Consider the following 23,951-nt stretch of genomic DNA (forward strand, 5'->3'; position numbering starts at 1 on the left):
ATCGCACTCAAGCGCACTTGACAAAAAAGCACAAACATTAAAAATCACAAATTAGAACATATTCGCGCAGAAATGTCCATATTTTGTGCGCGTTGCATAAAAAATAGCAGGGAGTTGATCCTTCCCTGCGCGTCTATACTGTCCTGTCCACCGCGCACGAGCTGCACATTCATGAAGACCACGCCGGACGAGCGCCTGAGAGAGCTGGAACGTCGCGCCCATGATGAAATGGTGCGCATAGAAGCCCTCTGCGCCGACTGGCCGAAGCTCGGCGATGAGGACCGCGACGACCTGCATTCCGTCGTGATCTGCGGTGCTGGCCTCTCCGGCCTGTCGATCGCCTTTGCCCTGAAGCGGCGCGGCATCAGGTCCGTTCATGTGATCGATCAGAGCGACGAGGGCCGCGAGGGGCCCTGGATCACCTGTGCCCGCATGCAGACCCTGCGTTCGCCGAAATATCTCTCAGGCCCGGATCTCGGCATCCCGAGCCTGACGCTGCGTTCCTGGTACGAGGCGCTGAATGGCGCCGACGCCTGGGAAGCGCTCGACAAGATCAGCCGCCAGGACTGGATGGCCTATCTCGTCTGGTTTCGAAGGACCGTCGGTATCGACGTCGAAAACAGCACGACGCTTTCCTCGATCAGTCAGGCGGAAGGCGGACTTGCTCTCACGCTGTCAAAGGCTGACGGCACCAGCCGCAGGATCACCTGCCGCCAGCTGGTGATGGCGACCGGCATCGACGGCTGCGGCGGCCCGCGCATACCCACGATGGTCAAGGCTCTGCCGAAATCCGCCTGGACACATAGCAATGAGCCGATACCGATCGATTTCCTCAAGGGCAGGGATGTCGCCATCCTTGGCGGCGGCACGTCGAGCTTCGACTGGGCGGTGGCGGCGCTCGAAACCGGCGCCCGAGAGGTGACGATGTTTGCGCGAAGCGCCGATCTGCCGCGCACCGAGGTTCTCGCCTGGACAAACTTTCCCGGCTTCCTCGGCCATTTCGCCGACCTGCCGGATCTGGAGCGCTGGCGCTTCGCCCATCTCTACTTCAATTTCAAGGTGCCGCCGACCCAGGAGCAATATGACCGGGCCCGTAGCCACCCTGGTTTCACCATGCAGCTCGGTTGTGGTGTCCGTGAGCTCGTAATGGACGGCGGCAAGGCCAAGCTGACAACCGCAAACGGCACTTATCATGCCGATCATCTCCTGCTCGGCACCGGTTACGAGATTAATTTCGCACTCAGGCCCGAGCTTGCCGGCCTCGTCGAGGCCGCAGCGCTTTGGAAGGATTGTTTCCACCCGCCACAGGGAGAGGAGAATGCCCTGCTTGCCGGCTATCCCTATCTCGGCCCCGGTTTCGAACTCACGCCCAGATATGCCGAAGCCGGCTGGGTTTCGCGCATCCATATGTTCAATGCCGGCGCGCTGGCGAGCCTTGGCCCGATCAGCAATGGCGTCACTGGGCTCAAATACGGCGTGCCGCGCGTCGTCGGCGCGCTGGTGAAAGCGCTGTTCATCGACGATTCCAACCGGTATCTTGCAGCATTGGCCGCCTATGACGAACTGCATTTCGATCCCGGCATAGACGAGGACGTCATGACACCAAGGGAGGTTTTGGCATGAGACAGGCTGCCGCCGTTCAATTTTCGGGATTGGAGACCATCCTTTTGCGGGCCCGCGAGGATAGCGTCGAATTTCCCTATCTGCTAGCCAACCACGTTCCGATGGTGCTGATCGCGCTCGATCGCCTCGGCGCCTCGCCGGAACGGCTGGAACAATGGTACGAGCAGTATCGCGAGAGCCATGCACTTCCCCCAATGCCGCCACCGGTTGCCCCGATCATCAGGGCAGCCTGGACCGAGGCGCTCGGCGATCGCACGCGTGAGGCGGATTACCGTGCCTTCTTCATCGGCGAAACCCGCCGGCTCGGCATCGATGCCGTCATCCGCACCTATCTGCCCGCCATGGTGAACGGCCTTGCCGGCAGCGCCACGCATCCGCTGATGCGCCTTGCCTATGGTGTGCTCAAGAAGGACGACCAGGAGGTCGGCACTGCGCTCGGCTATTGGGCGGCCTGCTATCTGCCGCTGCCATCTGCGACCGGTGCCGCGCCCGATACGGACGATCCAGGAAAGATCCTTGCCGATGTCGGCACTATCGAAGGCATCCGAGATTATGAGCCAGAAACCGATCTGCTCTGGCACAATATCCGCGCCGTCGCCGCACTTCCGGGCTTCCGCCCCGTTATCGACCGCCTTGCCTTCAATGCCGATACACCGCGCCGTATGGCCGCGACCTCGCTTGCTCTCTTTGCCGGAACCATGGATTTTTCCGCACTCCATTCCCTCACCGGTATGCACTGGCTGCGCCTCGTCTCTCCGCACCTCGAAAATGCCGAGCCTTTCTACCGCGCCTTCTGGCAGGTGATCGCCTCGCTGGTGCCGAAGATCGGTTTTCCAGCACTCCCCACCGCCGAGGCGCTGGAAGAAATGCGCAGACGACAGGCGCCCGCCTGGACGGAGATCAAGCGCGCCGCGATTGCTTCGGACGACGAACACGATGTCAGCCTGGTTTTTTCCGCCCTGCAGGAGGAAGAGGTGTGGAAGGATCCGCTCTATCGCGTCGTCGCGGCGCGCCGGGTCGGGCTGATTGCATAGCGGATGATGGAAGAATTGATGACGCCGAGCCTCGTAGTCGAAAACGCCAGGACCGAAGCCGGCGAGATCGTCTCGCTTATTCTGAACAATGATCGGATCGCCGCGATCGGCCCGAATGCGGCTGCCGGCATCGACCCCGCAGTGCCGCGTTTCGATGGTGCCGGCGGCCTGCTCTGCCTTCCCTTCGTCGACGGCCATATTCATCTCGACAAGACTTTGATTGGCCTGCCCTTCATACCGCATATTCCCGGCGACACGGTCGCCAAGCGCATCGAGGCGGAAAAATCGCTGCGGCGCACGGTGGCGCTGCCGGTCGAAGCCCGCGGCGGCGCCCTGCTGGAGAAGCTCGCAGCCTACGGCACTCTCTCCGTTCGCAGCCATGTCGACATCGATACCGAAGTCGGCCTGAAAGGCCTCGAGGCCGTGCTCTCGCTGAAGCAGAGCCATGGTCATCTCGTCGATATCCAGACCGTTGCCTTCCCGCAATCCGGCGTGCTGCGCAATCCCGGCACGGCCGGGCTGCTCGATGCTGCCATCGCTGCCGGCGCCGATCTCGTCGGCGGCCTCGATCCCGCCGGCATCGACAACGACGTGACCGGCCATCTGGATGCGATCTTTTCCGTCGCCGGCAAATACGGCGTCGGGCTCGATATTCATCTGCATGACGGCGGTGCACTCGGCGCCTTCGAACTTCGCCAGATCGCCGATCGCACGGCAGCACTCGGCCTCGAAGGCAAGGTGGTCGTCAGCCACGCCTTCTGCCTCGGCGACTTGGACGATGCCGATTTCGGCCGCACTGCCGCGGCCCTCGCCGGATCGGGCGTGGCGATCATGACCAGCGCGCCGGGAGCCGTGCCGATGCCACCAGTCAAGCGCCTTGCCGCCGCCGGCGTCCGGCTCTTCTGCGCCAACGACAATATCCGCGACGCCTGGTCGCCTTTCGGCAATGGCGACATGCTCGAGCGTGTCGGCATCCTCTGCGATCGCCAGGATTTCCGTTCGGATGAGGATCTGGCAGCGGCCTTCCGCCTGGCGACGCAAGCGCCGGCCGAAATCCTCGGCCGCTCCGTCGGCCCGCTCCAGGCAGGCTCACCTGCTGATTTTGTTATTTTGCCCGCCGCGTCGCTGGCAGAAGCCGTCGCTGCCCGTCCCCTCGATCGCATCGTATTTCGCGGCGGCACTATTATCGCCCGTGGGGGCCGGCTCGTCGTCTGATTTTTCCATCAATGTATGGCGCATGGGAGCACCGCAGATGAAGGGCCGACTTTGGATCCAATCGCCGCTCGCCATCATGGCAGAAGGCGCCGAAGGAGGCATCGTCATCGAGCATGGCCGCATCGTCGAGCTGGTTGCGCCTGGACGGCAGCCTGCGATCCCCGTCGATGCACGCTTCGACGCTGGCCGGCATGTCGTCATCCCCGGTCTCGTCAACACCCATCACCATATGTTCCAGACGCTGACGCGTGCCCATCCGGCTGCGATCAACAAATCGCTCTGGCCATGGATCCGCGCGCTCTATCCGATCTGGGCAAAGCATATGACGCCCGAAGCCTTCCGTCTTGCCGTCCGTCTCGCGCTGACCGAGCTCCTCTTATCCGGCTGCACCACCACCTCCGACCACCACTATCTCTATGCCGCCGGCCTCGAAGACGCGATGGATGTCGAGGCCGAGGAGGCGGCCCGCCTCGGCATGCGCATCACGCTGACGCGGGGCAGTCTCAATATCAAGGACCAGCAAGGCGTGATTTCGCCGGCCAATGTCGTGCAGGACGACGACGTGATCCTTGCCGACAGCGAGCGTGTGCTCCGGCGTTATCATGACCGCTCCGAAGGGGCGATGACGCAGGTGGCGCTCGCGCCCTGCGCGCCCTTCGACGTCACGCTGGAACTGATGCGCGAAACCGCGGCGCTGGCGGAACGCTACGATTGCCGGCTCCACACCCATCTGGTCGAGACCAGAGCGGAAGCAGAATTCTGCCGCAGCAAATTCGCCTGCACGCCGGTGGAATATCTTGATCGCTGCAACTGGCTGAGTGCGCGCACCTGGCTCGCCCACGGCATTCATTTCGACGATGCCGAGATCGTCGAACTCGGCCGGCACGGCGTCGGCATCTGCCATTGCCCGACCTCGAACATGGTGCTTGCATCAGGCATGTGCCGCACCTGCGAGCTGGAAGCCGCAGGAGTGCCTGTCGGCCTTGGGGTCGACGGCTCAGCTTCCAACGACAATTCCAACCTGATGGAAAGCGTGCGCCATGCCTTGATGCTGAACCGGCTGACCTATGGCGCCGAAGCGGTTACCCACCTCGATGCGCTCCGCTGGGGAACCGCTGGGTCGGCAAGGCTGCTAGGTCGCGACGACATCGGGATCATCGCGCCGGGCCGCCAGGCAGATCTGGCCTTCTACAAGCTAGACGAATTGCGTTTCTCCGGTGCCGGTGATCCGCTGGCAGCCCTCGTGCTTTGCGGCGCCACCACGGCTGATCGCGTCATGATCGCAGGCGAATGGCGCGTCACCGACGGCATGCCGGAGAGTGCCGATATCGAGGCGCTGATTGCCGATCACAACCGCGTCGCCCGCAATTTTCTTCTGTCGGTCTGAGGAGGCCCCATGGCGATCGATTTCGTCATCCGTAATGCCCGTATAGCCGGCTTGACCGAACCGACCGACATCGCCTTCGAGGCAGGCCGCATCGCGGCAATCGCACCTCGCTTCGTCTGCGACGCACCCCACCATGATGCCGGAGGGAAATTCGCCTGCGCCGGCCTGATCGAAACCCATATCCACCTCGACAAGGCCGGCATCATCAGCCGCTGCAATCTCTGCACCGGGACACTCACGGAGGCCGTCAGCGAGACCTCGAGGGCCAAGGCGGCCTTCACCGAAGAAGACGTCTATGCCCGTGCTGGCGCAGTCGTTGAAAAGGCGATCCTCCACGGCACCACCCGCCTGCGCACCTTCGTTGAGATCGACCCGCGCGCCGGCTTCCGCTCCTTCGAGGCGATCAGAAAATTGAAGGCCGACTATACCAGCCTCCTCGACATCGAAATCTGCGCCTTCGCCCAGGAGGGCCTGACGAACGACCCCGGCACTGAGGAGATGCTGGAACAGGCGATGAAAATGGGTGCCGATCTTGTGGGCGGCTGCCCCTACACCGATCCGGAGCCCGTCGAACACATCCGCCGCATCTTCGACCTCGCCATGCGCCACGACGTTGCTGTCGATTTCCACCTCGATTTCGACCTCGACCCCGCAGGCTCCAATCTCCCTGTCGTCATCGCCGAGACCGTCGCGCGCCGGTACCAGGGGCGCGTCTCCGTTGGCCATGTCACCAAGCTCTCTGCTTTGCCGCCGGAAGAACTGGAGCCGATCGGCCGCCGTCTTGCCGAGGCTGGCATCGCATTGACCGTCCTACCGGCTACCGATCTCTTCCTGACCGGTCGTGATTCGACCCATCTCGTCCCGCGCGGCGTGACACCCGCTCACCGCCTGGCAGGGCTCGGCGTCGTCACGACCATCTCCACCAACAATGTCCTGAATCCGTTCACGCCCTTCGGCGACGTCAACCTGATGCGCATGGCCAATCTTTACGCCAACATCGCCCAGATCGGCACTCCCGATGGCCTCGACGGCGTCTTCGCGATGATCACGACGCAGGCTGCCACCCTCCTGGGAAGAAAGGCTTACGGCATTGCGATCGGCAGCGCGGCAGATATCGTCGTCTTCGACGCCCCCTCGGCTGCCGATGCCGTCGCGACAATCGCGCCCGCGAGCGCCGGGTGGAAAAATGGTCGTCGGAGCTTCCTTCGCCCGCGGCCGCAGCTTTTCCTGGACCCAGGCTAGGCACCGCATACGCTTCGCTCTAGGCGGATCGGTCTCCGCCAGCAGCTTCGGGCCGCACGCCGTCATCGTTTCAGGCAAGAGAATAGCGCTTGCGCCTATGGAGATGAGAATCCTTAGTTTTCTATTGGAAAGGCAGGGTCCGATCAGTACCCGTGAGCAACTCATTGAGGCTCAAATACGATGATCATTGATGTCCGCACATCCTAGCCTCTAACGGGTTCACGGCGACGTAGGCGCCCGGATCTCTCCGGGGCTAAACAGGCGCTCTCCTAAACGGGTCAGCGATAGAGGAAGTGCTGCCGGTGGCGTCCACATGGATGATCGGCATCAATCTCCATACTTGGCCGGTTGTCGTTTAGGGGAAAAAAGCCCGGCCGCGCACAAGGCCACGACGCTTGAGAAGTGGGTGGCTCCGACGTCTGGTTCACGTTACCGCCTCGGGGTTGCAAACCCAGGAAAGTTACGAAACAGACGTCGGCTTAGCAGTGTTCGGAGATGATTGAATTGAAGGCCCTGCGAATTCATCTGTTGGATCGAAATGCGGCTCGATAGCTCCGCGTCTTCAAATCATGCCTGGAATTAGGTTAGATCAGCCTCTGCAAACCTCCGAACCGTGATTGCCGATGCGCTTTCGCGGAAGTCCGGATATCAGCAAGCGCTGCACCAACCTTGAAAGCTTCGAAACCCACTAATGAACTGCACCAACATCAATTTCCCTTCTCCCATCCTCTTTTCCGAGCATCAGAAAACTTTCTCATGATCAATCATACCAGCGTCTATTCGATGCCCGGAACGTGTTTTTTCGATCTGGCTCCTGCTGCGGGCGGCGAGCCCTATCGCATATTCCTTTCCATTCCGGCGGAGAGACCGCCGGCGGGAGGATGGCCGCTTCTCGTCATGACCGACGGCAACGCCACTTTCCCCTTCGCGGTCGCCAGCTTGGTCACTCAGGCACCTTATCCGACGGGGACGAATGTCGGTTGGGGAGTGATCGCGGCGATCGGCTACCCGTCCGACGAGCCCTATGATCCGCTCCGCCGGTCTTGGGACCTGGGCCCTCCGCCGGTCAAATCCTATCCGCCGTTCGTTGAGGGCGGTCCGCCGGTTGTCATCGGAGGGACCGGTAAGCTGGTGGATTTCATCGAAAACGAGCTTATCCCGAGGATTGCAGAGATGGTGATCCTGGATCCGATGCGCCGATCGCTTTTCGGACATTCCTTCGGCGGCCTCTTTACTCTCTATGCCCTGTTCGAGCGTCCAGGTCTGTTTGCCAATTGGATTGCGGCCAGCCCAACCATCTATTGGGAGAACAGCGAAATCCTCAAGAATGAGGCGCAACGTCAAGAGGCACCGGCGAATGCACCCTTCCTGCATTTGTCCGCCGGAGAATACGAAGGCGATGAGCTGGCACCCTTCCAGTACCGGAACGAGGATGCCCACGCGCGTCTGGAGAAGAGGAAGACGGAACGGACCGTCCTCCTGGCGCGGGAGATGGCAGAGCGATTAAACGGCACTGCCGACGGCGTGCGTACCGAATTCGAGCTTTATGCCGGTGAGACCCATATGTCCGTTCTTGCGGCGGCCGTGAATCGTGCAGTTAGCATCGCGTTCACCGTCCAGAGTTTGACCGACCTGTGACGCTCTCCGACGGTTAGACGATCGTAGTTGAGACGAACGACCTCGTGCCGCGCACCCGTCAAGGTCGGTGCCACACGGGGCGTTCGGGATTACGTCGTCTCTCCGTGTTGCCCCTAACCCTGATGGTCCCGACCAGGAGCAAAGATGGTCACAAAAGGATGATTATTAAGTTGACTCCAATTCTCCTGTTTTAGTAAACGGACTCGCTGCAGTGGCCGGAGGGGCGGCCGTCACACTGCTGAATATTGGTCTGACAGGGGAAGTATGACAGTGGGACTACAGGGAAAGTTGCGCATTTTCACAAGCCGATTGATTGCGAGCAGCGCTTTGATGACGGTGTCGTTCGGATCGGTGGGCATTGGCTGGGCACAAGACAATGCGGCGGAAGAGGCGACGCAATTGGCCCCGATCGTCATAACCGGCAAGTCGGATCGTGTGGTTGGCCCTGATCGCACCATAGTTGCCAAGGATACCGCCACAGGCACCAAAACAGATACTCCGGTCGTCGATGTACCGGCGTCCGTGTCGGTGGTGACGCAAAAAGAGTTGGAAGAGCGTCATGTGGACAATCTTCAGCAGGCGGTCGCTTATACCGCTGGCGTCTTTTCGGATGAGTTCGGTAACGACGACCGCTACGACTATATAAGAATTCGCGGCTTTGATCAGACGGCGCTTGGCACCTACCGGGATGGACTGGCGGCGCGCATTCCCGCCTGGTTCACTGCCAGCCGCCTCGAACCCTATGGTCTTCAGCGCGTCGAGGTCCTGAAAGGATCGACTTCGACCCTCTTTGGCCTTAACGGCCCGGGAGGACTGGTCAATGCAATCACCAAACGGCCCCTGGATGAGAAGCATGGCGAAGTTTACACGTCTTATGGTGATGGTACCAAGGAAGTGGGTGCAGATTTCGGCGGCCCGATTGATGCCGATGGCGTGTGGACCTACCGGCTTACCGCACTTGCCAAGGACGGTGACCAGGGCTTGGATTATTCGAACGACGACCGCACCTACATTGCACCGGCACTGACGATCAAGCCGGAAGAGGGGACCTCGCTCACCATTCTGACCGATTATTATAAACGCGATGGAACGGGCGCGCGCGGCTTTCCCACAGGCGCAAATATCGATATCGACACCTTCCTCGGCGAACCGGACTTCAATCGCTTCAATACGGAGCAGGTCGACATCGGATATCAGTTCGAGCACGAGTTCAACGAGAACCTGACCTTCCGCTCCAACGCTCGCTATACACATTTGAGCCTGGACTATGCTGAAGTCTATGGCGCATCGCTGGATCCGACGGCCAATCGAACGGCGTTCTCGGTTGACGGCATGTCTAATCGCTACGCCTTCGACAACCAGCTGCAGTACGATACCGCATGGGACGGGATCGACAGCAAGACGCTGGTCGGCGTCGATTACACCAGTGACAATACGCGCGAAAACATCCTGTTCGGCTCGGCGGGGCCGATCGATATTGATAATCCGGTCTATTGCGGTCTTTCCTGCATTAACCTTGGCCCTTACGTGAACTGGCGCGTCAAGCAGCAGGCGCTCGGGATCTATGCTCAGGAGCAATTGACGTTCGACGATCGATGGATCGTTACCCTGGGTGGACGATGGGACCAGGTTCACACGACTGCGGATTACCTCGATAGCGGGACAAGCGACGACGACACGGCGTCAGCTTTCACCAAGCGGGCCGGGCTGACGTATAAATTTACGCCGAATCTCGCAGCTTATGCGAACTATTCGGAAAGCTTCCAGCCGCTCGTCGCGCAGACCGCAAACGGCTACGCTGTGACAGGATCGTTGAAACCGCAGCAGGGTGAACAATACGAGGTTGGCCTCAAATACCAGCCGGATGGGTTTGACGGCCTCTTCACCTTGGCGCTGTTTGATCTTACCCAAACCAATGTGCCGAGCTATGTCAGCCCTCTGGTGCAGGAGCAGATTGGCAAGGTTGGAGTGCGCGGCATCGAATTCGAAGGAAAAGCCGCAATCAACGACAGGCTCAATCTGACGCTTGCTTATTCCTATTGGGATGCTGAAATCCGCGAAGACGGGACAGGCGGCAATGACGGTAACCGGCCTTCCCGCGTGCCGCGACATCTGGCATCGGCCTGGCTCGATTACACGATTCCGGGAGATGGATGGCGCGGTGACCTGACGATCGGGGGAGGTGTCCGCTATATCGGTCAGACCTATGGTGACGATACAAATACGGTGTCGCTTGCCAGCTATACTCTGATTGATGCCGCAGTCAGCTACAAGGTGACCGAGGACGTGACGCTGGGCGTCAATGCGACGAACCTATTTGACCATAAGTATCTCGCCACCAGCTATTACGGAACTGAGTTCTACGGCGATCGGCGTAAGGTCGTCGGCACGCTGAAGTATTCCTGGTAAAGTGGTGGGCGCCGCCTTTGTCTGATCAAGGCGGCGTCCGCAATCTGAGCGTCGGAATTATGCAGTCATTCAAAGTGTTACAGTGCCGCGCCTCTGAAAAGACGCGCGGCAACTGTAGCCGGCGTCGTGAATGACAGGTTGTCTGCGGATCTTCGCTGACGGAGCAAACCGCTCCTATTGATGGCGGACTTTCATCGCCGCGATGACAGCCACGGCCCTGCGGGTGCCTGCCTCATGGCCATCCCCTTCCTAGGGGCAACCTCAGCTGGCCCGGCGCTTCCGCATCATCAGCATCAAGAACGGCGCGCCGATGAGTGCGGAAACAAGACCGGCCGGGATCTGGTAGGGCGATACGATCGTGCGGCCGACGAAATCAGCTCCAACCATAAGCGCCCCTCCGATCAGAGCGGCGCCAACCATTTGCGGCAGCGCGCGCACCAATCCCGCCTCCCGCGCAAGGTGAGGTCCCATGAGGCCTATGAATGACAATGGGCCAACCGTGAGCGTCGCGGCAGCCGTCAACAATCCTGCGAGGCCAAACAGCGCAAATCGCGATTTCGCCAAGGGTATACCGACCGCCGCCGAAGGCGACGGCCCAAGAGGAAGTATGTCAAGCCAGCGGCGAACGGCGAGCGAGACGGCAATCAGCACGGCGCCGAGCGCCACCTCCATTGCGGCGGTCGACCCGTCGATAAGATAGGTGGACCCGCTCATCCATCGCATCAGCAGGACTGCTCTCGGATCTCCCGTCGAGCTCAACACGCCGACGACGGCATCGACCATCGCGCTTAAGGCAATGCCCGCAAGCAGGACGCGCTCGGGCGCGAACGCGGATCGCCGGGAGCTGACGAAGATGACAACAAGCACAGTGATCGCACCGGCCACGGCAAATGCAAATTGACCGGGAAACCCTGGAGCGACGGCAAACAGGGCAATCGCAACACCGAAGGTCGCGCCGGCACTGATTCCCAGAACTTCGGGACTTGCCATTTCGTTTCCGGTCAGCCGTTGAAGGATGGAGCCCGCGACAGCAAGCATCGCGCCCGATGCCAGGGCGGCGAGGATTTTAGGTATCCTGATCGCAAGGACATCGACCGAAAATTCGCCGGAAGCAAAAGCCCAGCCGCCATTGACGTCACGTCCGAGAAAAACGTTGACCATCAACAGCACGAGCAGTCCAGCGGCCGTGATGATGACCGGTGCCCTTCCATCCCATCGACGTGGCCGTCCGAACGTCGGCGATTGCTGTAGTCTATGACGGATCTTCAGCCGCCGCAGGAGCGCGAGAAGCAGCGGCGAACCGAAGATGGCCGTCACCGCCCCCGTCGGCAAGAAATCACCAAGCCCGCCGGCGACGAGTTGCAGGATGGAGTCGGCGAAAAGGAGCAGCCCGGCGCCGATCAGGGGGGACCAGAAGATCAGCTGCGCGGGACGCCGTGCTCCGGACAATCGTGCAATCGTCGGCGCGACCAGTCCAATGAAACCAATCACCCCAACGGCGCTCGTGACAAACGCAGCAAGCGCAACGGCAAGGGCGACGACAACGAAACGCAGACGGACCAATCTGACGCCGAGTGCCGTGGAACTGCTCTCGCCAAGATCGAGAAGCGAAAGCGGCCTGATCACGAAAGCGCAGACGATGGCGGCGGCAACCAACTTCCAAAGAAGCGATAAGGGAATGACCCAGCTTTGTTGTGCCAGCGAGCCGGCGCCCCAGATAAACAGGCTCGACAGGTAGCGCTGGTTCAAATAGGTCAGGATGGCAGCGAGGCCGCCGCACCATAAACTGAGAACCAGCCCCGACAGAACAAGCGAATAAGGCGAAAAACCGCGGCGCGCCCCAAGGCTGACGACGATTACAGCCGCGGTCGCGCTGCCGATCAGAGCGACAAGATCACGGCCGGCGCCTAGCAAGTCCGGAAGAAACAGCGATGTTACCACCAGCGCCAGGTTTGCTCCGGCCGATACGCCGAGGGTTGTCGGATCGGCCAGCGGATTTCGCAAAACCTGCTGAAACAGCGCACCGGACAAGGCAAGCGCGGCTCCGGCAATCAGCGCCGTCGCAAGACGGGGAAGCGTCGAATAGGTGAACACCATTCGCGTGACATCGTAATCCGGTCGAGCCATTTCTGACATCGCAGGAGCGGCAAGAAACCACGATGCCACGCCTCCACCGCACATCAGGAGGAGGAAGACAATTGCTGGCCCGATATTGTCGCGGCGGGATACCATCAAGCTTCCTTTTCCAGAAGGTCTGTCAAAAGACCCGCGAAGCGCACGGCCTCGTTCACCATCCCGAACATCAGGGCTGGCTGCAGAATCGACAAATGGCCTGGACGTGCAAACGAAAGCCTGTTCCACAGCGGGCTCTGAGCGAGTTTCGCAAGAACGTCCGGAGGAACGGGGTCAAAGGCGATCAGACGCGCGTCCGGATCAGTGACCTTGGAGAGATCTTCAATCCCGATCGTTTCAAAGCCCCAATAATTCGACTCTCTGGTCCAGGCGTTCCGGACACCGATGCGCTCAAGCACATTGTGGAACAGTCCGGGACTCGAGTAGATGCGGGCATGGCGGGCATCCATGAAGTTCACCAGGGCGACCGGCGGCAGGTTCTTGCCCACCAGGCGACTGCGGCATTGCGCAAAGAAGGCGTCGGCTCGCGCAAGGAACTGCTCTGCTTCATTCTCACGGCCAAGCTCAACGGCCAATTTACGCGTCGCCGCGATGGCAGCGGGAAGAATAGGTCCGATGCCCGGCGTAAAGATTTCCAGCCGAACGACTTTCGCCACCGACGGTAGTTTGGGCAACAGCTCATCCAGGTAAGGTGTGGTCAAGATAATGTCGGGCTTCAGCGTGACGAGAATTTCAAAATTGACCTCGAACGAACTGCCGATATCGACAACGGATTTTGGCATCGGCGGCTCGACAACCCATCTGTCCCAATCGGCGAGGTCCGAGATCCCGACCGGAGGCAATCCGAGGGATAAAAGAGTGGACGCAAGACCGTAGTCGAGGCTGACGATCTTTGGGCCCATCGACTGTGCAAATAGCGGAGCTGGAACGACCGAGGCAGCCGCGAATTGCAAAAAGGAGCGCCGCGAAATCCCCATTGAACGCTCAGCCTCAGCAAACATAGGCAAGCGGATAGGGCAGGTTGGGCGCGGAGATCACATCCATGTCGATCCCATAGATCTCTTGCAGCGTGTTCGGCGCGAGGATCGCGCTTGGTGTTCCGCTGGCAACCACGCGACCACGTTTCAAGGCATGAATCCGATCGCAGAAGCGAGCGGCCATGTTGATGTCGTGGAGAACGATGACGACACTCCTTCCACCCTCATGCGCCAAGCGTCGCACAAGTGAGAGCACCTCGATCTGATGAGCAACATCGAGTGCCGCAGTCGGTTCGTCGAGCAACAGGCAGCGAGCATCCTGAGCGATCAGCATCGCGATCCAGGCACGCTGCCGCTCACCGCCCGATAGTGTTCCCATGATACGGTCGGCGAACGTCTCGATGTGCGTTGCTCGAAGAGCTTCCTCGACTTTGGCTTCATCGTTCTTGGTGAAGCGGCCGAGCGCTCCGTGCCACGGATAGCGACCGCATCCCACAAGCTCGCGGACCGTCATTTCCGATCCGGTCGTGACATCCTGGGGCAGATATGCGACCGAACGAGCGAAGACGCGTTCGCTATACATCCTAAGATCCCGGTTCCCGTAAGAAATCGATCCGGCGGTCGGCACAAGCTGGCGAGCCAACATCTTGAGAAGACTGGATTTACCGGAGCCGTTGTGGCCGACCAGCGCCACAACCTCTCCTGCGGGAAATTTAAGACTTACGTCGCGGAGAATCTCGTTCCCCTCTATCGAAAGGCCTATATTTTCGGCGACGAAAGTTTCGGCCGTCGGAGGCGGATCTTGCGTCGGGGGGAGTGTAGCCACGTGACATCCTCTAACCGGGTGATAGGGGTCGGTACTAAAGATGAGACTGTCAATCAAGTATTTTCGCTATTCCCCGGCCTAGGTACTCGTCATCCTTGTGCTGATGGCACGCCTTTCGGCCACCTGGTCAGTTTGATTTTCCAAGCGCGATCGGTCGCTCAGTCGGCACCGTCTGAGTCGTAAGATGTCGGCCAACCCCGCTGGACGCAGGGCAATTCTAGCTCGTCTGGCACAGTCGTTCGAAGTGTTGTCAGGAAGAAGTTGGGAGCTCCCAAATTTCACAAAAGGCCCTTGCCCTCTTCAGGCAACAGAATCGATCGCGAGCATTGAGATCCCCGCTTATTCCAGAGGAGGGAGAATTACACCTCCGCGCCGCCGTCAGCTTGCAGCTTTGCTGCGCTAACCGGTGCGCCCAATGTATCCGGCCGGCGGCTATTTGCGGGATCTGACGGCAAATGCGCGGCGAGGGGAGTTTTCTCTGGCCCCGATGTTGATGGCGTTGATGCGCCTTAATGGCGGTGTCGGGAGGAAAACGGCGTCACGAGCACGATCGTGGAGGGAAGGGCGCGGTCGGCAGACGCAGCCAAATTCCTGGCCTCTCACGCTCGCAATGGGCAGCCGAAGCGTGACGGCGCCTGTGGGATTGCTTCGGCTTGATATTCAGAAGGATCTATCTTTGTTGTCGTCAAATGTGATCCACCCGATCAAGGTGCGGCAGAATGAGATGATCAAGGGTAGTCGCTATGGCGACGGGTACCGTGACATGGTTTCATGCAAAAAAACGGTTGGCTTCATCCGGTCCGACAACGGCGGTGAAGGTATGTTCACAACCGAGGTGGAGCGGCCTAGGATGCACGGTTTGATGGTTGGCCAGAAGATCCTTGCGAACAGGTAAAGGATCGTAGCACCAGCGCTGCCCGTTGAGCGGGCAGGCCGTCTTAAGGCCGAAAGGAGATGAAGATGACTAGGAGCAAGTCATGTGCCGAAACATAAAGACGCTGTTCAATTTCGATCCGCCGGCGACTGATCAGGAAATCCATGATGCCGCATTGCAGTTCGTACGAAAGCTGAGTGGAACGACCAAACCCTCGAAACGCAATGAGGCAGCGTTCGAACACGCAATCGTTTCGATCGCGGCATGCGCGCGCGAATTGCTCGATTCGCTCGAGACTTCACATCCGCCGCACAACCGCGAGGAAGAAGCTGCAAAAGCGCGTGCGAAAAACCTGACGAGGTTCGCATGATTTTGTAGGGGGGGCGTGTCATCGCTTCGCTCGCTTTAGACAGGGTGTAGCGCTGAGGCTCCTCGATGAGCGTAGACCCGTTCGACCGCCGGCAAGATTGGCTCGAGCACACGCATCTTGCTTTCCGGCGCTTCGATTTACGCGCTTACCGTCAATTCGGTGATGCCGCGTTCTTGCGGCTTTACCCGCCGACTGCCGGCATCAAGGCCGGCTGGTCTGCGCAAGGAGGATAGACCACTCAGCCGATTGAGGGGTTCACCGCCTCATCGATGACCCACTTGCGCCAAAGATCGGCGAGGAGAAACTGAACGCCTGCTTCAGGAAAGGGTGCCCACCGCGGTTCGAAGGTAATCTCGCGGAGCCATCGGACATGGACTATCCGTGTAAGAACGCGACAAGCGATATCGGCATCTGGACCGCGAAAAAATCCATTGCCGCTCTGATAATCATCACCCACACGGTTATCAGGAAAATTAACGCTGCAACCCTAATTTCCACTGGTTGCATTATTTGCTCCCCCCAGCATATGCGTCCCCCCCGAGACAAAACCTTATTATCCCTCGTGCAAATTCGCCGTGCGCTAGGGATGGTGTACGACTGAGGAGAGCGTGGGCGCGTGAAGCGCCGAAGTTCTGGCTCTCTCAAAACTGATATCGCTTTGACCGATCAAGTCGCCCGACAAAGCCCTGTTGCTGCGTTCGAGATAATGCCCATCAAGGAAGGAGCGGTAGGCGTCCGCAATACCCTCCTTCAGACCTATCTTAGGAGACCAGCCGAGAGTACGAAGCTTGTCGACGCTCAAGAGTTTACGTGGCGTGCCATCCGGCTTGGTGAGGTCGCGCGTGATCGTGCCTTCGAAACCAACGACCTTGGAGACGAGGTATGCCAAATCCAGGATGGTAATGTCTTCGCCCGAACCTACGTTCACATGACTTTCGGCGGAATAGGTCTTCATGAGATGGAGGCAGGCGTCGGCGCAATCGTCAACATGCAGAAATTCGCGCCGCGGCGTGCCAGTGCCCCAGATGCATATCTCTTGCTGCTGGTTGATCTTGGCCTCATGCGCCTTGCGTATGAGCGCCGGCATGACATGGCTTGATCCAAGGTCAAAATTGTCCCCTGGACCATAGAGATTGGTAGGCATGGCCGAGATGAAATCTCTGCCGTGCTGTTTGCGATAAGCATGGCAGAGCTTTAATCCGGCAATTTTGGCGATCGCATACCATTCATTCGTGGGCTCAAGCGATCCAGTCAGAAGCGAGTCCTCGACGATCGGCTGATCGGCGAATTTCGGATAGATACAGGACGAGCCCAGAAACATCAGTTTTTCGACGTGAGTTCTATGGGCTGCGTGGATGACGTTCGCTTGGAGAATCAAGTTGTCGTAAAGGAAGTCGGCCGGATAGGTAGCGTTCGCGAGAATACCGCCGACCCTCGCAGCAGCTAGGAAGACAGCGTCGGGACGATTCTTACTCATCCAGGCCTCCACCTCGTCCTGCCGTCTGAGATCGACTTCGGCGCGGGTTGCCGTCAATATCTCGCAGCCCTCGGAAGCGAGACGCCGCACGATCGCAGAGCCCACCATGCCGCGGTGGCCCGCGACATAGACCCTTTTTCCGGCAAGGCTGTAGATCACCTCAGGCATGGGCAAATCCTTTGGTTACACCGACCGACGGAACATTTCGTGCCATGATTTTCAGATCCTCGCGAACCATCTCCGCAACCAGCTGATCAAGATTGGTCTCATGTTTCCAGCCAAGCTTCGTATGCGCCTTCGTCGGATCGCCAATCAGAAGATCAACTTCAGTCGGACGGAAGTAGGCTGGATCGACCTCCACCACACACTGACCGGATGTCTTATCGTATCCCTTTTCCTCAACCCCGTTCCCACGCCAATCAATCGGCATGCCCACCTTGGCAAAGGCCTTGTCGACAAAGGAACGAACCGAGTGCGTTTCGCCGGTCGCAAGAACATAGTCCTCCGGTTCGTCCTGTTGCAGCATCAGCCACATGCCGCGGACGTATTCTCGTGCATGTCCCCAGTCGCGCTTGGCATCCAAGTTGCCGAGGTAGAGCCTTTCCTGCAGCCCAAGATGGATCGCAGCCGCCGCCCGGGTGATTTTACGCGTCACGAATGTTTCGCCGCGGATCGGGCTTTCATGATTGAACAAAATGCCGTTCGAGGCGTGCATACCATATGCCTCGCGGTAATTGACTACTATCCAATAGGCATAGAGCTTGGCCGCCGCGTAGGGTGATCGGGGGTAGAACGGCGTCGTTTCGCTCTGCGGGACTTCCTGGACTTTGCCGTAGAGCTCTGAGGTGGACGCTTGATAGAAGCGGGTCTTCCTGGTCAGCCCCAGGAGGCGAATTGCCTCAAGTAGCCGAAGGGTGCCGGTGCCATCCGCGTTAGCCGTATATTCCGGCGTCTCGAAAGAGACTTGAACGTGGCTCTGTGCGGCGAGATTATAGATCTCGTCCGGCTGCGTTTCCTGAACGACACGGATGAGATTCGTTGAATCTGTCATGTCCCCGAAATGCAAAATAAAGCGGGGATTCTCGACATGGGGATCCTCGTATAGATGTTCGATGCGACTGGTGTTGAAGGATGATGAGCGTCGCTTGAGGCCGTGAACAATATAGCCCTTCTCCAGGAGCAATTCGGCCAAATACGCACCGTCCTGACCTGTTATACCCGTAATCAGCGCGACTTTTCGATTCTTTGTCATTCCCGTATCCATGATTGCCCTCCAACTCGATTACTAATGCAGAAGCAGATTATGCTGTGTAGTTGTGCAATTTCGTAAAAGTGACCGCTCGCGCCCTATATACGAAGTATTCATTATTTTAAGTTATAGTATTTCATCAGGGATTTCGAAAACAGTTCCGAGTCACTGAAATTATACAGCGCGTGCAATTTGGGATTTACATTGTTGATCGCAACAACAATTTCAGAATTTCGCGAGCCTTTCATTTGCTGCAGGCTGAACTCGACCGCGCGGCGGCTCGTCTTTCCCCATCTGACAACCGCCAGTGTTCTTTCCGCCAGGGCAGTCAAATGCACGGTATCTGTCGAGGCGAGCACAGGCGCGCTGTCGAAGATAACAATCTGGCCGGCCGCGCCCGCCATCTCGATGATTTCTGCCAGGCCATTCGAACGGGTGCGCCGCTGGAGACTAAATCTTCCAGATGGAATGAAGTCGATACCGCTTGGATGGCGGTAGACGATGTCGCGGATATCGGCCTGACCATTCAAGAATTCGTTCAGTCCGTACATTAACCCCGACCTGAAAAACGAATCGAGTTTTCCCCGCCGAAGGTCGCCATCGACCAGCAGCACCGGAATTGCGGCGGCGGCAAGTTCGATAGCCAGCGATCTCGCGACAAGCGACTTGCCTTCCCCGCTGTGGGCCGAGGTAACGACGATACTGTTCGGTAACTTGCCGCCATTGGACTGCTTGAGTGAAAGCACCACGGTACGGATTGCTTCGTCAAACATCGGGACGGGCATATGTTCGAACATCGTTTTCGAATTTTCCCACCGCGCCAGACGCGGGATTAGTCCAGCCGGGATCGTACGCGCCATTGCAGCTATTTGGTCGAAACTCCGGACTGTCCGGTCCGACATTTCGATCACGAAAGCAGCCGTTACGGCTCCCGAGATTGCAGCCAGGAGGGCGCCCACCAGATAGAAAAGCCGTCCACGTCCCTGTGACGCGATCGGCACTGAAGCCGGTGATAGAACTTCCAATTCCGCCCCCGGCAGCATGGCCTTCGCGGCGAGGTCACGGCGCTGATCCTCAAGCTTGTCGAGTGCCGTTTGTTCCTTGTCGGCGATATGTTGCAGTCGCGTCAATTCCGTCTGCACCATGGCATCGCGTGTGCGTTTTTCATGAGCCTCAGCCAAGATGGATTGTATTGACATAGCTTCGTGATCAAGTGCGGCGAGCTTGGCGCGCATTGTTTGGAGATATTGCTTGGTCGCAAGGTTGAGATCGGCACGGGATTCCTGGATCTTTCCACGTAAATCCACCACGGCCTCGGCATTGCCGTCATATGTCTGAAGAAGGCGGGCGAGATCTTGCTCCTGTGCGCGAAGATCGCGTTGCTTTGTGGCAATGTTGTCGGGGACGGCGATATTCTCCGCAGCGACCGAAGCGTTATCCGCTGCTTCCAGCGTGGATATCGTCGCCTTGACCTCAAGCCGGCTTTCTTCGATTTTCCCTTCGCGGCCAGTGACTTCTATGAGTGACTTGATCCGTTCATCCTGAGCGTCCTCTTTCGAGACGACGTCCATCGATTCTTGATAGTTGCGGGCAGCGTCGCGAGCAATATCGGCGCGAGCCTGCTGTTCGGTGATGCGCTGTCGGATCCATTCTTGCGCTGAATCCAGACGGCCACCGAGACTGTCCTTCCGTTCATCGAGGTAAATGCTGATGATCCGGTTCGGGACCGCGGCTGCGAGTTCAGGATCATTCGAAGTGAAGCTGATCTGAATAACGTCACTCTTATCTTCGTGCCACACGCCGAGCGCCCTAAAAAATTCCGGGATGATGGCGTCGATGTTGTCGCGTACAGGCGAGGTGGGTTTTTCCGTGTCGAACAGGCCGCGCAACTTTGCCCGGATCGTGTCAATGAACGAGATCTCGCGCAGCGCCGGATTGAATTCCGGCCGCACGTTGAACTGCAGTTCGTGGACGACTCGCTCTGCGATGCCTCTGGATAGAAGCCGCTCAGTCTCCGATTTCGCGTCAAGTAGATCACTGTGGCTTTCGTCGGCACCAAGTGATGTTGCGAGAGGCTGGTGGATAATCAATCGGGCCCAGGCCTGATAGGCGGGCTTCAACCCAGAGATAATAATCACCGTGGGCGCCATCAGAAGCGCGGTTATCGCGATGATCATGATCATTCTTCGCCGGACGAGACGGAAGGCGGATGATAGATCGAAGTTGTCCGCCTTGGTCTCCACCTGAAAGCGAGGATCGTAGCGCATCTGTGAGATCGGAAGGTTGCGGTCCGGCGGAACAGTGGAAATCGTCATCGTGCGCTAACCATTGCTTGAGGTTTCGCGGAAACGGTTTCGTAAAGTTTCTCGAGCGACCGCATATAGGCCCTCATGCTGAAATGGTTGAGATAATGTGCGCGCCCCTGGACTGAGAGGCGGATGCAGATTTCTGGATCGGACACCAGCTTCGCCAGGGCTGCGGCCAGGGCATCCTGGTCTCCGACTGGGACGAAGATGCCGGTTTCACCGTCGGTAATGACTTCGTCATGCGCCCCAACACGCGTGGTGACGACGGCGAGCCCGTGGGACAGCCCTTCGAGCACGGCCATTGCCAGACCTTCGGCGTGCGAAGGCAAGACCAGGATATCTGCACGCGCACACAGGGCTCGCGCCTCATCGGCGTCAAGCCAGCCGGGCATCTCTACCAGATTTGAAAGCGCCATGGCGTCAGCCTGACGGCGATAATCCTCGACAGGTCCGTCGCCTGCCAGTACGGCCCGCCACTGGAGTTCTTTCATGACCGGGTGGCTCAGGGCCAACAGAAGCTCCGTGACCCCCTTGCGTTCGCTCAACCGGCCAAGGAATACGATCAACGGTGTCTGACCGACGCGAATATTGTGTGCCCCGGGATCGGGGACGCAATTATGGGCAACGACCGTGCGGCGCTCGTCCACGCCCAAAAGTGTCGTCAGTGTCATGCGATCGCGCCGGCCGAGCGCCACAACGCAATCGGCATTCTGAAACATCCGACGTATGAGCCGTTGTTGGCGCGGCGAGCGTTTCTCAAAGTCGCCGCCGTAGTCGTAGTCGTGCAGGTGCAATATGTGGCAGCACCCGAACAATCGGGCAGCCTCGGTCAGGATCAGTTTTCGGGAGGTGCTGCCGCGGCCAGCGATATGGATATGGTGAATGCGGGCTGGCGCAACAATCCGGTCCTTTGCCATCGTCAGGATGGCTCTGAGCAGGCGTGCGGGTGACGTCACCTTGGACCATCGAGCCCCTCTGGTATCGGTGACGAAATGTTTCGTGCCGGTCTCTTTCGCCGTCTCTGTTATATATCCGACCAGCCTGCCAATGCCGCCGCCTTTCTCGCAGCCGCCCGAAACATAGTGGCGGACGCTGGCCGCGCTCCGTGCTGCCAGTCGACTTCTGTCCGTGAGGGCCTCCGTCAGCATGACCCGACCACCTCCCGATAAACGGCCGCGGCCTGGGCGCCGACCCGTTCAGGCGAATTCGGTCCTTTGGCCCATTCGAGCGCATTTGCACCGAAATTGTTTCTAAGCTCGCCGTTGTCTGCCAATGTCCTGATAGCCGCCGCGAGCTCTTTGGCATCTCCGGGAGGGATCACCATTCCCAACCCGTTGAGCTGAACGGTGCCCCGCAACTCGCCGACATCCGTAACGATGACCGGTTTGCCAAATGCGGCGGCAAGGTTGAGCACACCGCTTTGGGATGCTTCCGTATAGGGAAGCACGACGATGTCGGTGTCCAGGAAAAGCTGGGCGACCTCTGTATCCTCGATAAAACGATTGCGAATATCGTAGCGGCCGGCATCTCCCATGAGCGGCTGGAAGATCAGCGGATTGTCGCCACGGCCTGCGACCGTGATGCGCAGGTTGGGAAGTACGTCCTTGAGCATCGCCTCGGCCCGGACCAGATGTTCCAGGCCCTTGTAGGCGAAAATCCGTCCGAAGAGCAGGACGCGTATAGTTCCATCCGCTTCGCGCGGCGCCATCTTCTGTCGCCGGGCGAGCTCCGCATAGCGAAGGATGGAGGGATGCGACAGGACATGGACACAGTCCGCCGATTTTGAATATCGATTAAGGACCAGCCGCTTCAGCCCCTCGCCGTGGACGACAAGATGTCCAGATTGCTTCACCATCAATTCGGGGGCCCAGCCGGGCAGCGTACGCGTATCGGAATCGCCGGGATGGATTTCCACGTCATGAATGGTCGTCACAAGCGGGATCGGGCGCCAGAACGGCACGGCGAGGTTCAGCCAAAGTGTCGAATTGCTGAGGAGATGAATGAGGTTCGGCCGTTCCCGCCGGATCAGACGCGTAAGCTGGTACAGAAACCAGGGATTGGAGAGAGAACGGTGTCTCGGCCAGTCCAGAAGGTGCAGATCGACAGCCGGATCGATGGAGGAGGCGAGATGTGCATAGCGCCGGCGTGGCACGGCAAGCACAACGTTCAGGTGTTGGGCAACGCCGCTGGCAAATGAGATGGTATAGTCTTCCAGTTCGGAGACCAATAGCAGCGCCTTCATTTCGCTGCCTCCGACAAGCCGACGTCCAGACCGAACCGTGACAGGCCGCGCGCCGAGCGCAAACTATCGCGCGTCCGCCTGAGCAGGTTCGGTTCGCCGGCAAAGAAGAGGCCTTCGACGGCAAGCTTGAACCGGGTGCGTGCATCGGCTCCCTGCAGCTTTGCCGACGCGATGCGATAGGGATAGTGATCCGTCAGATGTAGTCTTGCCGGCAGTTGATGGGCTGAGAGAAACAGGTTCGTTGCTTCAACAGTTTGCTGCCAGTGCGTCATCCGCCTCCTTAGCGTGGTGGCATCCTCGGTCGAGCGATACCAGTTGTTATTGTGGATGCGGTAGAATCCAAGCGGATCCGGCATGGCAATGACGTCTCCCAGAAACGGATAGATCCCCACGAGCCAGGCGTCGGCTGATATGCGGAATTGTTCGGGAATGCTGCCCGCAGCATTCCACGCGCTACGTCGTACCGCGATGGCTGACGTCATCGGAAAAGGCCACCAACCAGCCGATCTGGTGAGTAGTGGCGACAAAGCGCCCGAACACAGACTTCGAGGGATCGGCTTGGAAGTCAGCGTGCCATCGACAAGCGTTGGCTGCAGTCGGTGATAGACGAGCGATGCTTGAGGGTTTGCGCGGAACGCTGCAGCCGTCGCCGACAGCTTGCTCGGCGCCCACCAGTCGTCGGCATCCAGAAAACAGAGGATCTCGCCCATGCTTGATCCCACAGCGGTATTGATCGCAGCGGCCTGTCCCGCGTTCTCCTGAAAGATCACCTTCACTCGGCTGTCATACGCTTCCAGAACGGACCGCGACTGGTCGGTGGAGCCGTCATCGACGACGATTATCTCGACGTTGTGCGCGTCTTGGCTCAACACGCTGTCTATCGCCCGCTCAACGAAGCGAGCGTAGTTGTAATTATTGATGAGGACACTGAGGGCCGGCTGCTCCATGA

17 protein-coding genes and 1 pseudogene are annotated in these 23,951 nt (G+C 59.1%); 9 read left to right on the forward strand and 9 right to left on the reverse strand.

What is annotated here, in order from left to right; translation table 11 throughout:
• Positions 1-171 precede the first annotated feature (171 nt).
• The 7 genes from J3P73_RS32220 (at position 172) to J3P73_RS32250 (ending at position 10,548) form a co-directional block, all read left to right on the forward strand.
• A complete protein-coding gene (locus J3P73_RS32220; protein WP_130773222.1) occupies positions 172-1,623 on the forward strand; it encodes an NAD(P)-binding domain-containing protein in 1,452 nt (483 codons plus the stop codon).
• The gene (locus J3P73_RS32225; protein WP_018071851.1) at positions 1,620-2,657 is read left to right on the forward strand and encodes a questin oxidase family protein; all 1,038 of its coding nucleotides are present in this window, start codon (positions 1,620-1,622) and stop codon (positions 2,655-2,657) included. The genes J3P73_RS32220 and J3P73_RS32225 overlap by 4 nt, the downstream gene beginning before the upstream one ends.
• 18 nt (positions 2,658-2,675) lie before the next feature.
• On the forward strand, positions 2,676-3,872 hold the full coding sequence (locus J3P73_RS32230) for an amidohydrolase (protein WP_130773224.1): 1,197 nt from the start codon (positions 2,676-2,678) through the stop codon (positions 3,870-3,872).
• Between the two features lie 37 nt (positions 3,873-3,909).
• Positions 3,910-5,259 (forward strand): 8-oxoguanine deaminase, encoded by a 1,350-nt coding sequence (locus J3P73_RS32235; RefSeq protein WP_130722659.1) that lies wholly within the window; start codon positions 3,910-3,912, stop codon positions 5,257-5,259.
• Between the two features lie 9 nt (positions 5,260-5,268).
• Positions 5,269-6,501, forward strand: coding sequence for an amidohydrolase family protein (locus J3P73_RS32240; protein ID WP_130707168.1), 1,233 nt, complete (start codon positions 5,269-5,271; stop codon positions 6,499-6,501).
• Positions 6,502-7,257: 756 nt separating this feature from the next.
• Entirely contained in the window at positions 7,258-8,139 is an 882-nt protein-coding gene (locus J3P73_RS32245; RefSeq protein ID WP_130774436.1) for an alpha/beta hydrolase, read from the forward strand.
• A gap of 264 nt (positions 8,140-8,403) precedes the next feature.
• On the forward strand, positions 8,404-10,548 hold the full coding sequence (locus J3P73_RS32250; RefSeq protein ID WP_130774437.1) for a TonB-dependent siderophore receptor: 2,145 nt from the start codon (positions 8,404-8,406) through the stop codon (positions 10,546-10,548).
• A gap of 261 nt (positions 10,549-10,809) precedes the next feature.
• Here the strand turns inward: J3P73_RS32250 and fhuB are convergent, their stop codons facing one another.
• Genes fhuB through J3P73_RS32265 form a run of 3 tightly spaced genes read right to left on the reverse strand, consistent with a single transcriptional unit; the run spans position 10,810 to position 14,484 of the window.
• A complete protein-coding gene (fhuB, locus tag J3P73_RS32255) occupies positions 10,810-12,780 on the reverse strand; it encodes a Fe(3+)-hydroxamate ABC transporter permease FhuB (protein ID WP_130774438.1) in 1,971 nt (656 codons plus the stop codon).
• A complete protein-coding gene (locus J3P73_RS32260; protein WP_207580218.1) occupies positions 12,780-13,658 on the reverse strand; it encodes an iron-siderophore ABC transporter substrate-binding protein in 879 nt (292 codons plus the stop codon). The genes fhuB and J3P73_RS32260 overlap by 1 nt, the downstream gene beginning before the upstream one ends.
• Before the next feature lie 13 nt (positions 13,659-13,671).
• A complete protein-coding gene (locus J3P73_RS32265) occupies positions 13,672-14,484 on the reverse strand; it encodes an ABC transporter ATP-binding protein (protein WP_130692165.1) in 813 nt (270 codons plus the stop codon).
• 424 nt (positions 14,485-14,908) lie between these two features.
• On the opposite strand from J3P73_RS32265, the pseudogene repC reads away from it, so the two are divergent.
• Positions 14,909-15,019, forward strand: a pseudogene (gene repC, locus J3P73_RS32270) (replication initiation protein RepC); the annotation flags it as partial.
• A 442-nt stretch (positions 15,020-15,461) separates the two neighbouring features.
• Complete coding sequence (locus J3P73_RS32275) at positions 15,462-15,728, forward strand: DUF2277 domain-containing protein (RefSeq protein ID WP_018483888.1); 267 nt, start codon at positions 15,462-15,464, stop codon at positions 15,726-15,728.
• Positions 15,729-16,308: 580 nt separating this feature from the next.
• Here the strand turns inward: J3P73_RS32275 and fcl are convergent.
• The 6 genes from fcl to J3P73_RS32305 all read right to left on the reverse strand — a co-directional run bounded on the left by fcl (position 16,309) and on the right by J3P73_RS32305 (position 23,949).
• Positions 16,309-17,373 carry a GDP-L-fucose synthase gene (fcl, locus tag J3P73_RS32280; RefSeq protein ID WP_130691933.1) on the reverse strand — a complete coding sequence of 355 codons (1,065 nt, stop codon included), beginning with the start codon at positions 17,371-17,373 and terminating at the stop codon, positions 16,309-16,311.
• Positions 17,366-18,469 (reverse strand): GDP-mannose 4,6-dehydratase, encoded by a 1,104-nt coding sequence (gene gmd, locus J3P73_RS32285; protein ID WP_018483890.1) that lies wholly within the window; start codon positions 18,467-18,469, stop codon positions 17,366-17,368. Before gmd ends, fcl begins: the two co-directional genes overlap by 8 nt.
• Before the next feature lie 101 nt (positions 18,470-18,570).
• Positions 18,571-20,769, reverse strand: coding sequence for a GumC family protein (locus tag J3P73_RS32290; RefSeq protein WP_130691935.1), 2,199 nt, complete (start codon positions 20,767-20,769; stop codon positions 18,571-18,573).
• On the reverse strand, positions 20,766-21,908 hold the full coding sequence (locus tag J3P73_RS32295) for a glycosyltransferase family 4 protein (RefSeq protein ID WP_130774388.1): 1,143 nt from the start codon (positions 21,906-21,908) through the stop codon (positions 20,766-20,768). Before J3P73_RS32295 ends, J3P73_RS32290 begins: the two co-directional genes overlap by 4 nt.
• Complete coding sequence (locus J3P73_RS32300) at positions 21,902-23,002, reverse strand: glycosyltransferase family 4 protein (RefSeq protein ID WP_207580219.1); 1,101 nt, start codon at positions 23,000-23,002, stop codon at positions 21,902-21,904. The genes J3P73_RS32295 and J3P73_RS32300 overlap by 7 nt, the downstream gene beginning before the upstream one ends.
• Complete coding sequence (locus J3P73_RS32305) at positions 22,999-23,949, reverse strand: glycosyltransferase family 2 protein (RefSeq protein WP_130718565.1); 951 nt, start codon at positions 23,947-23,949, stop codon at positions 22,999-23,001. Before J3P73_RS32305 ends, J3P73_RS32300 begins: the two co-directional genes overlap by 4 nt.
• Between the last annotated feature and the right edge of the window lie 2 nt (positions 23,950-23,951).

The sequence above is a fragment of the Rhizobium ruizarguesonis genome, from assembly GCF_017357285.1.
Lineage (GTDB): Bacteria > Pseudomonadota > Alphaproteobacteria > Rhizobiales > Rhizobiaceae > Rhizobium > Rhizobium ruizarguesonis.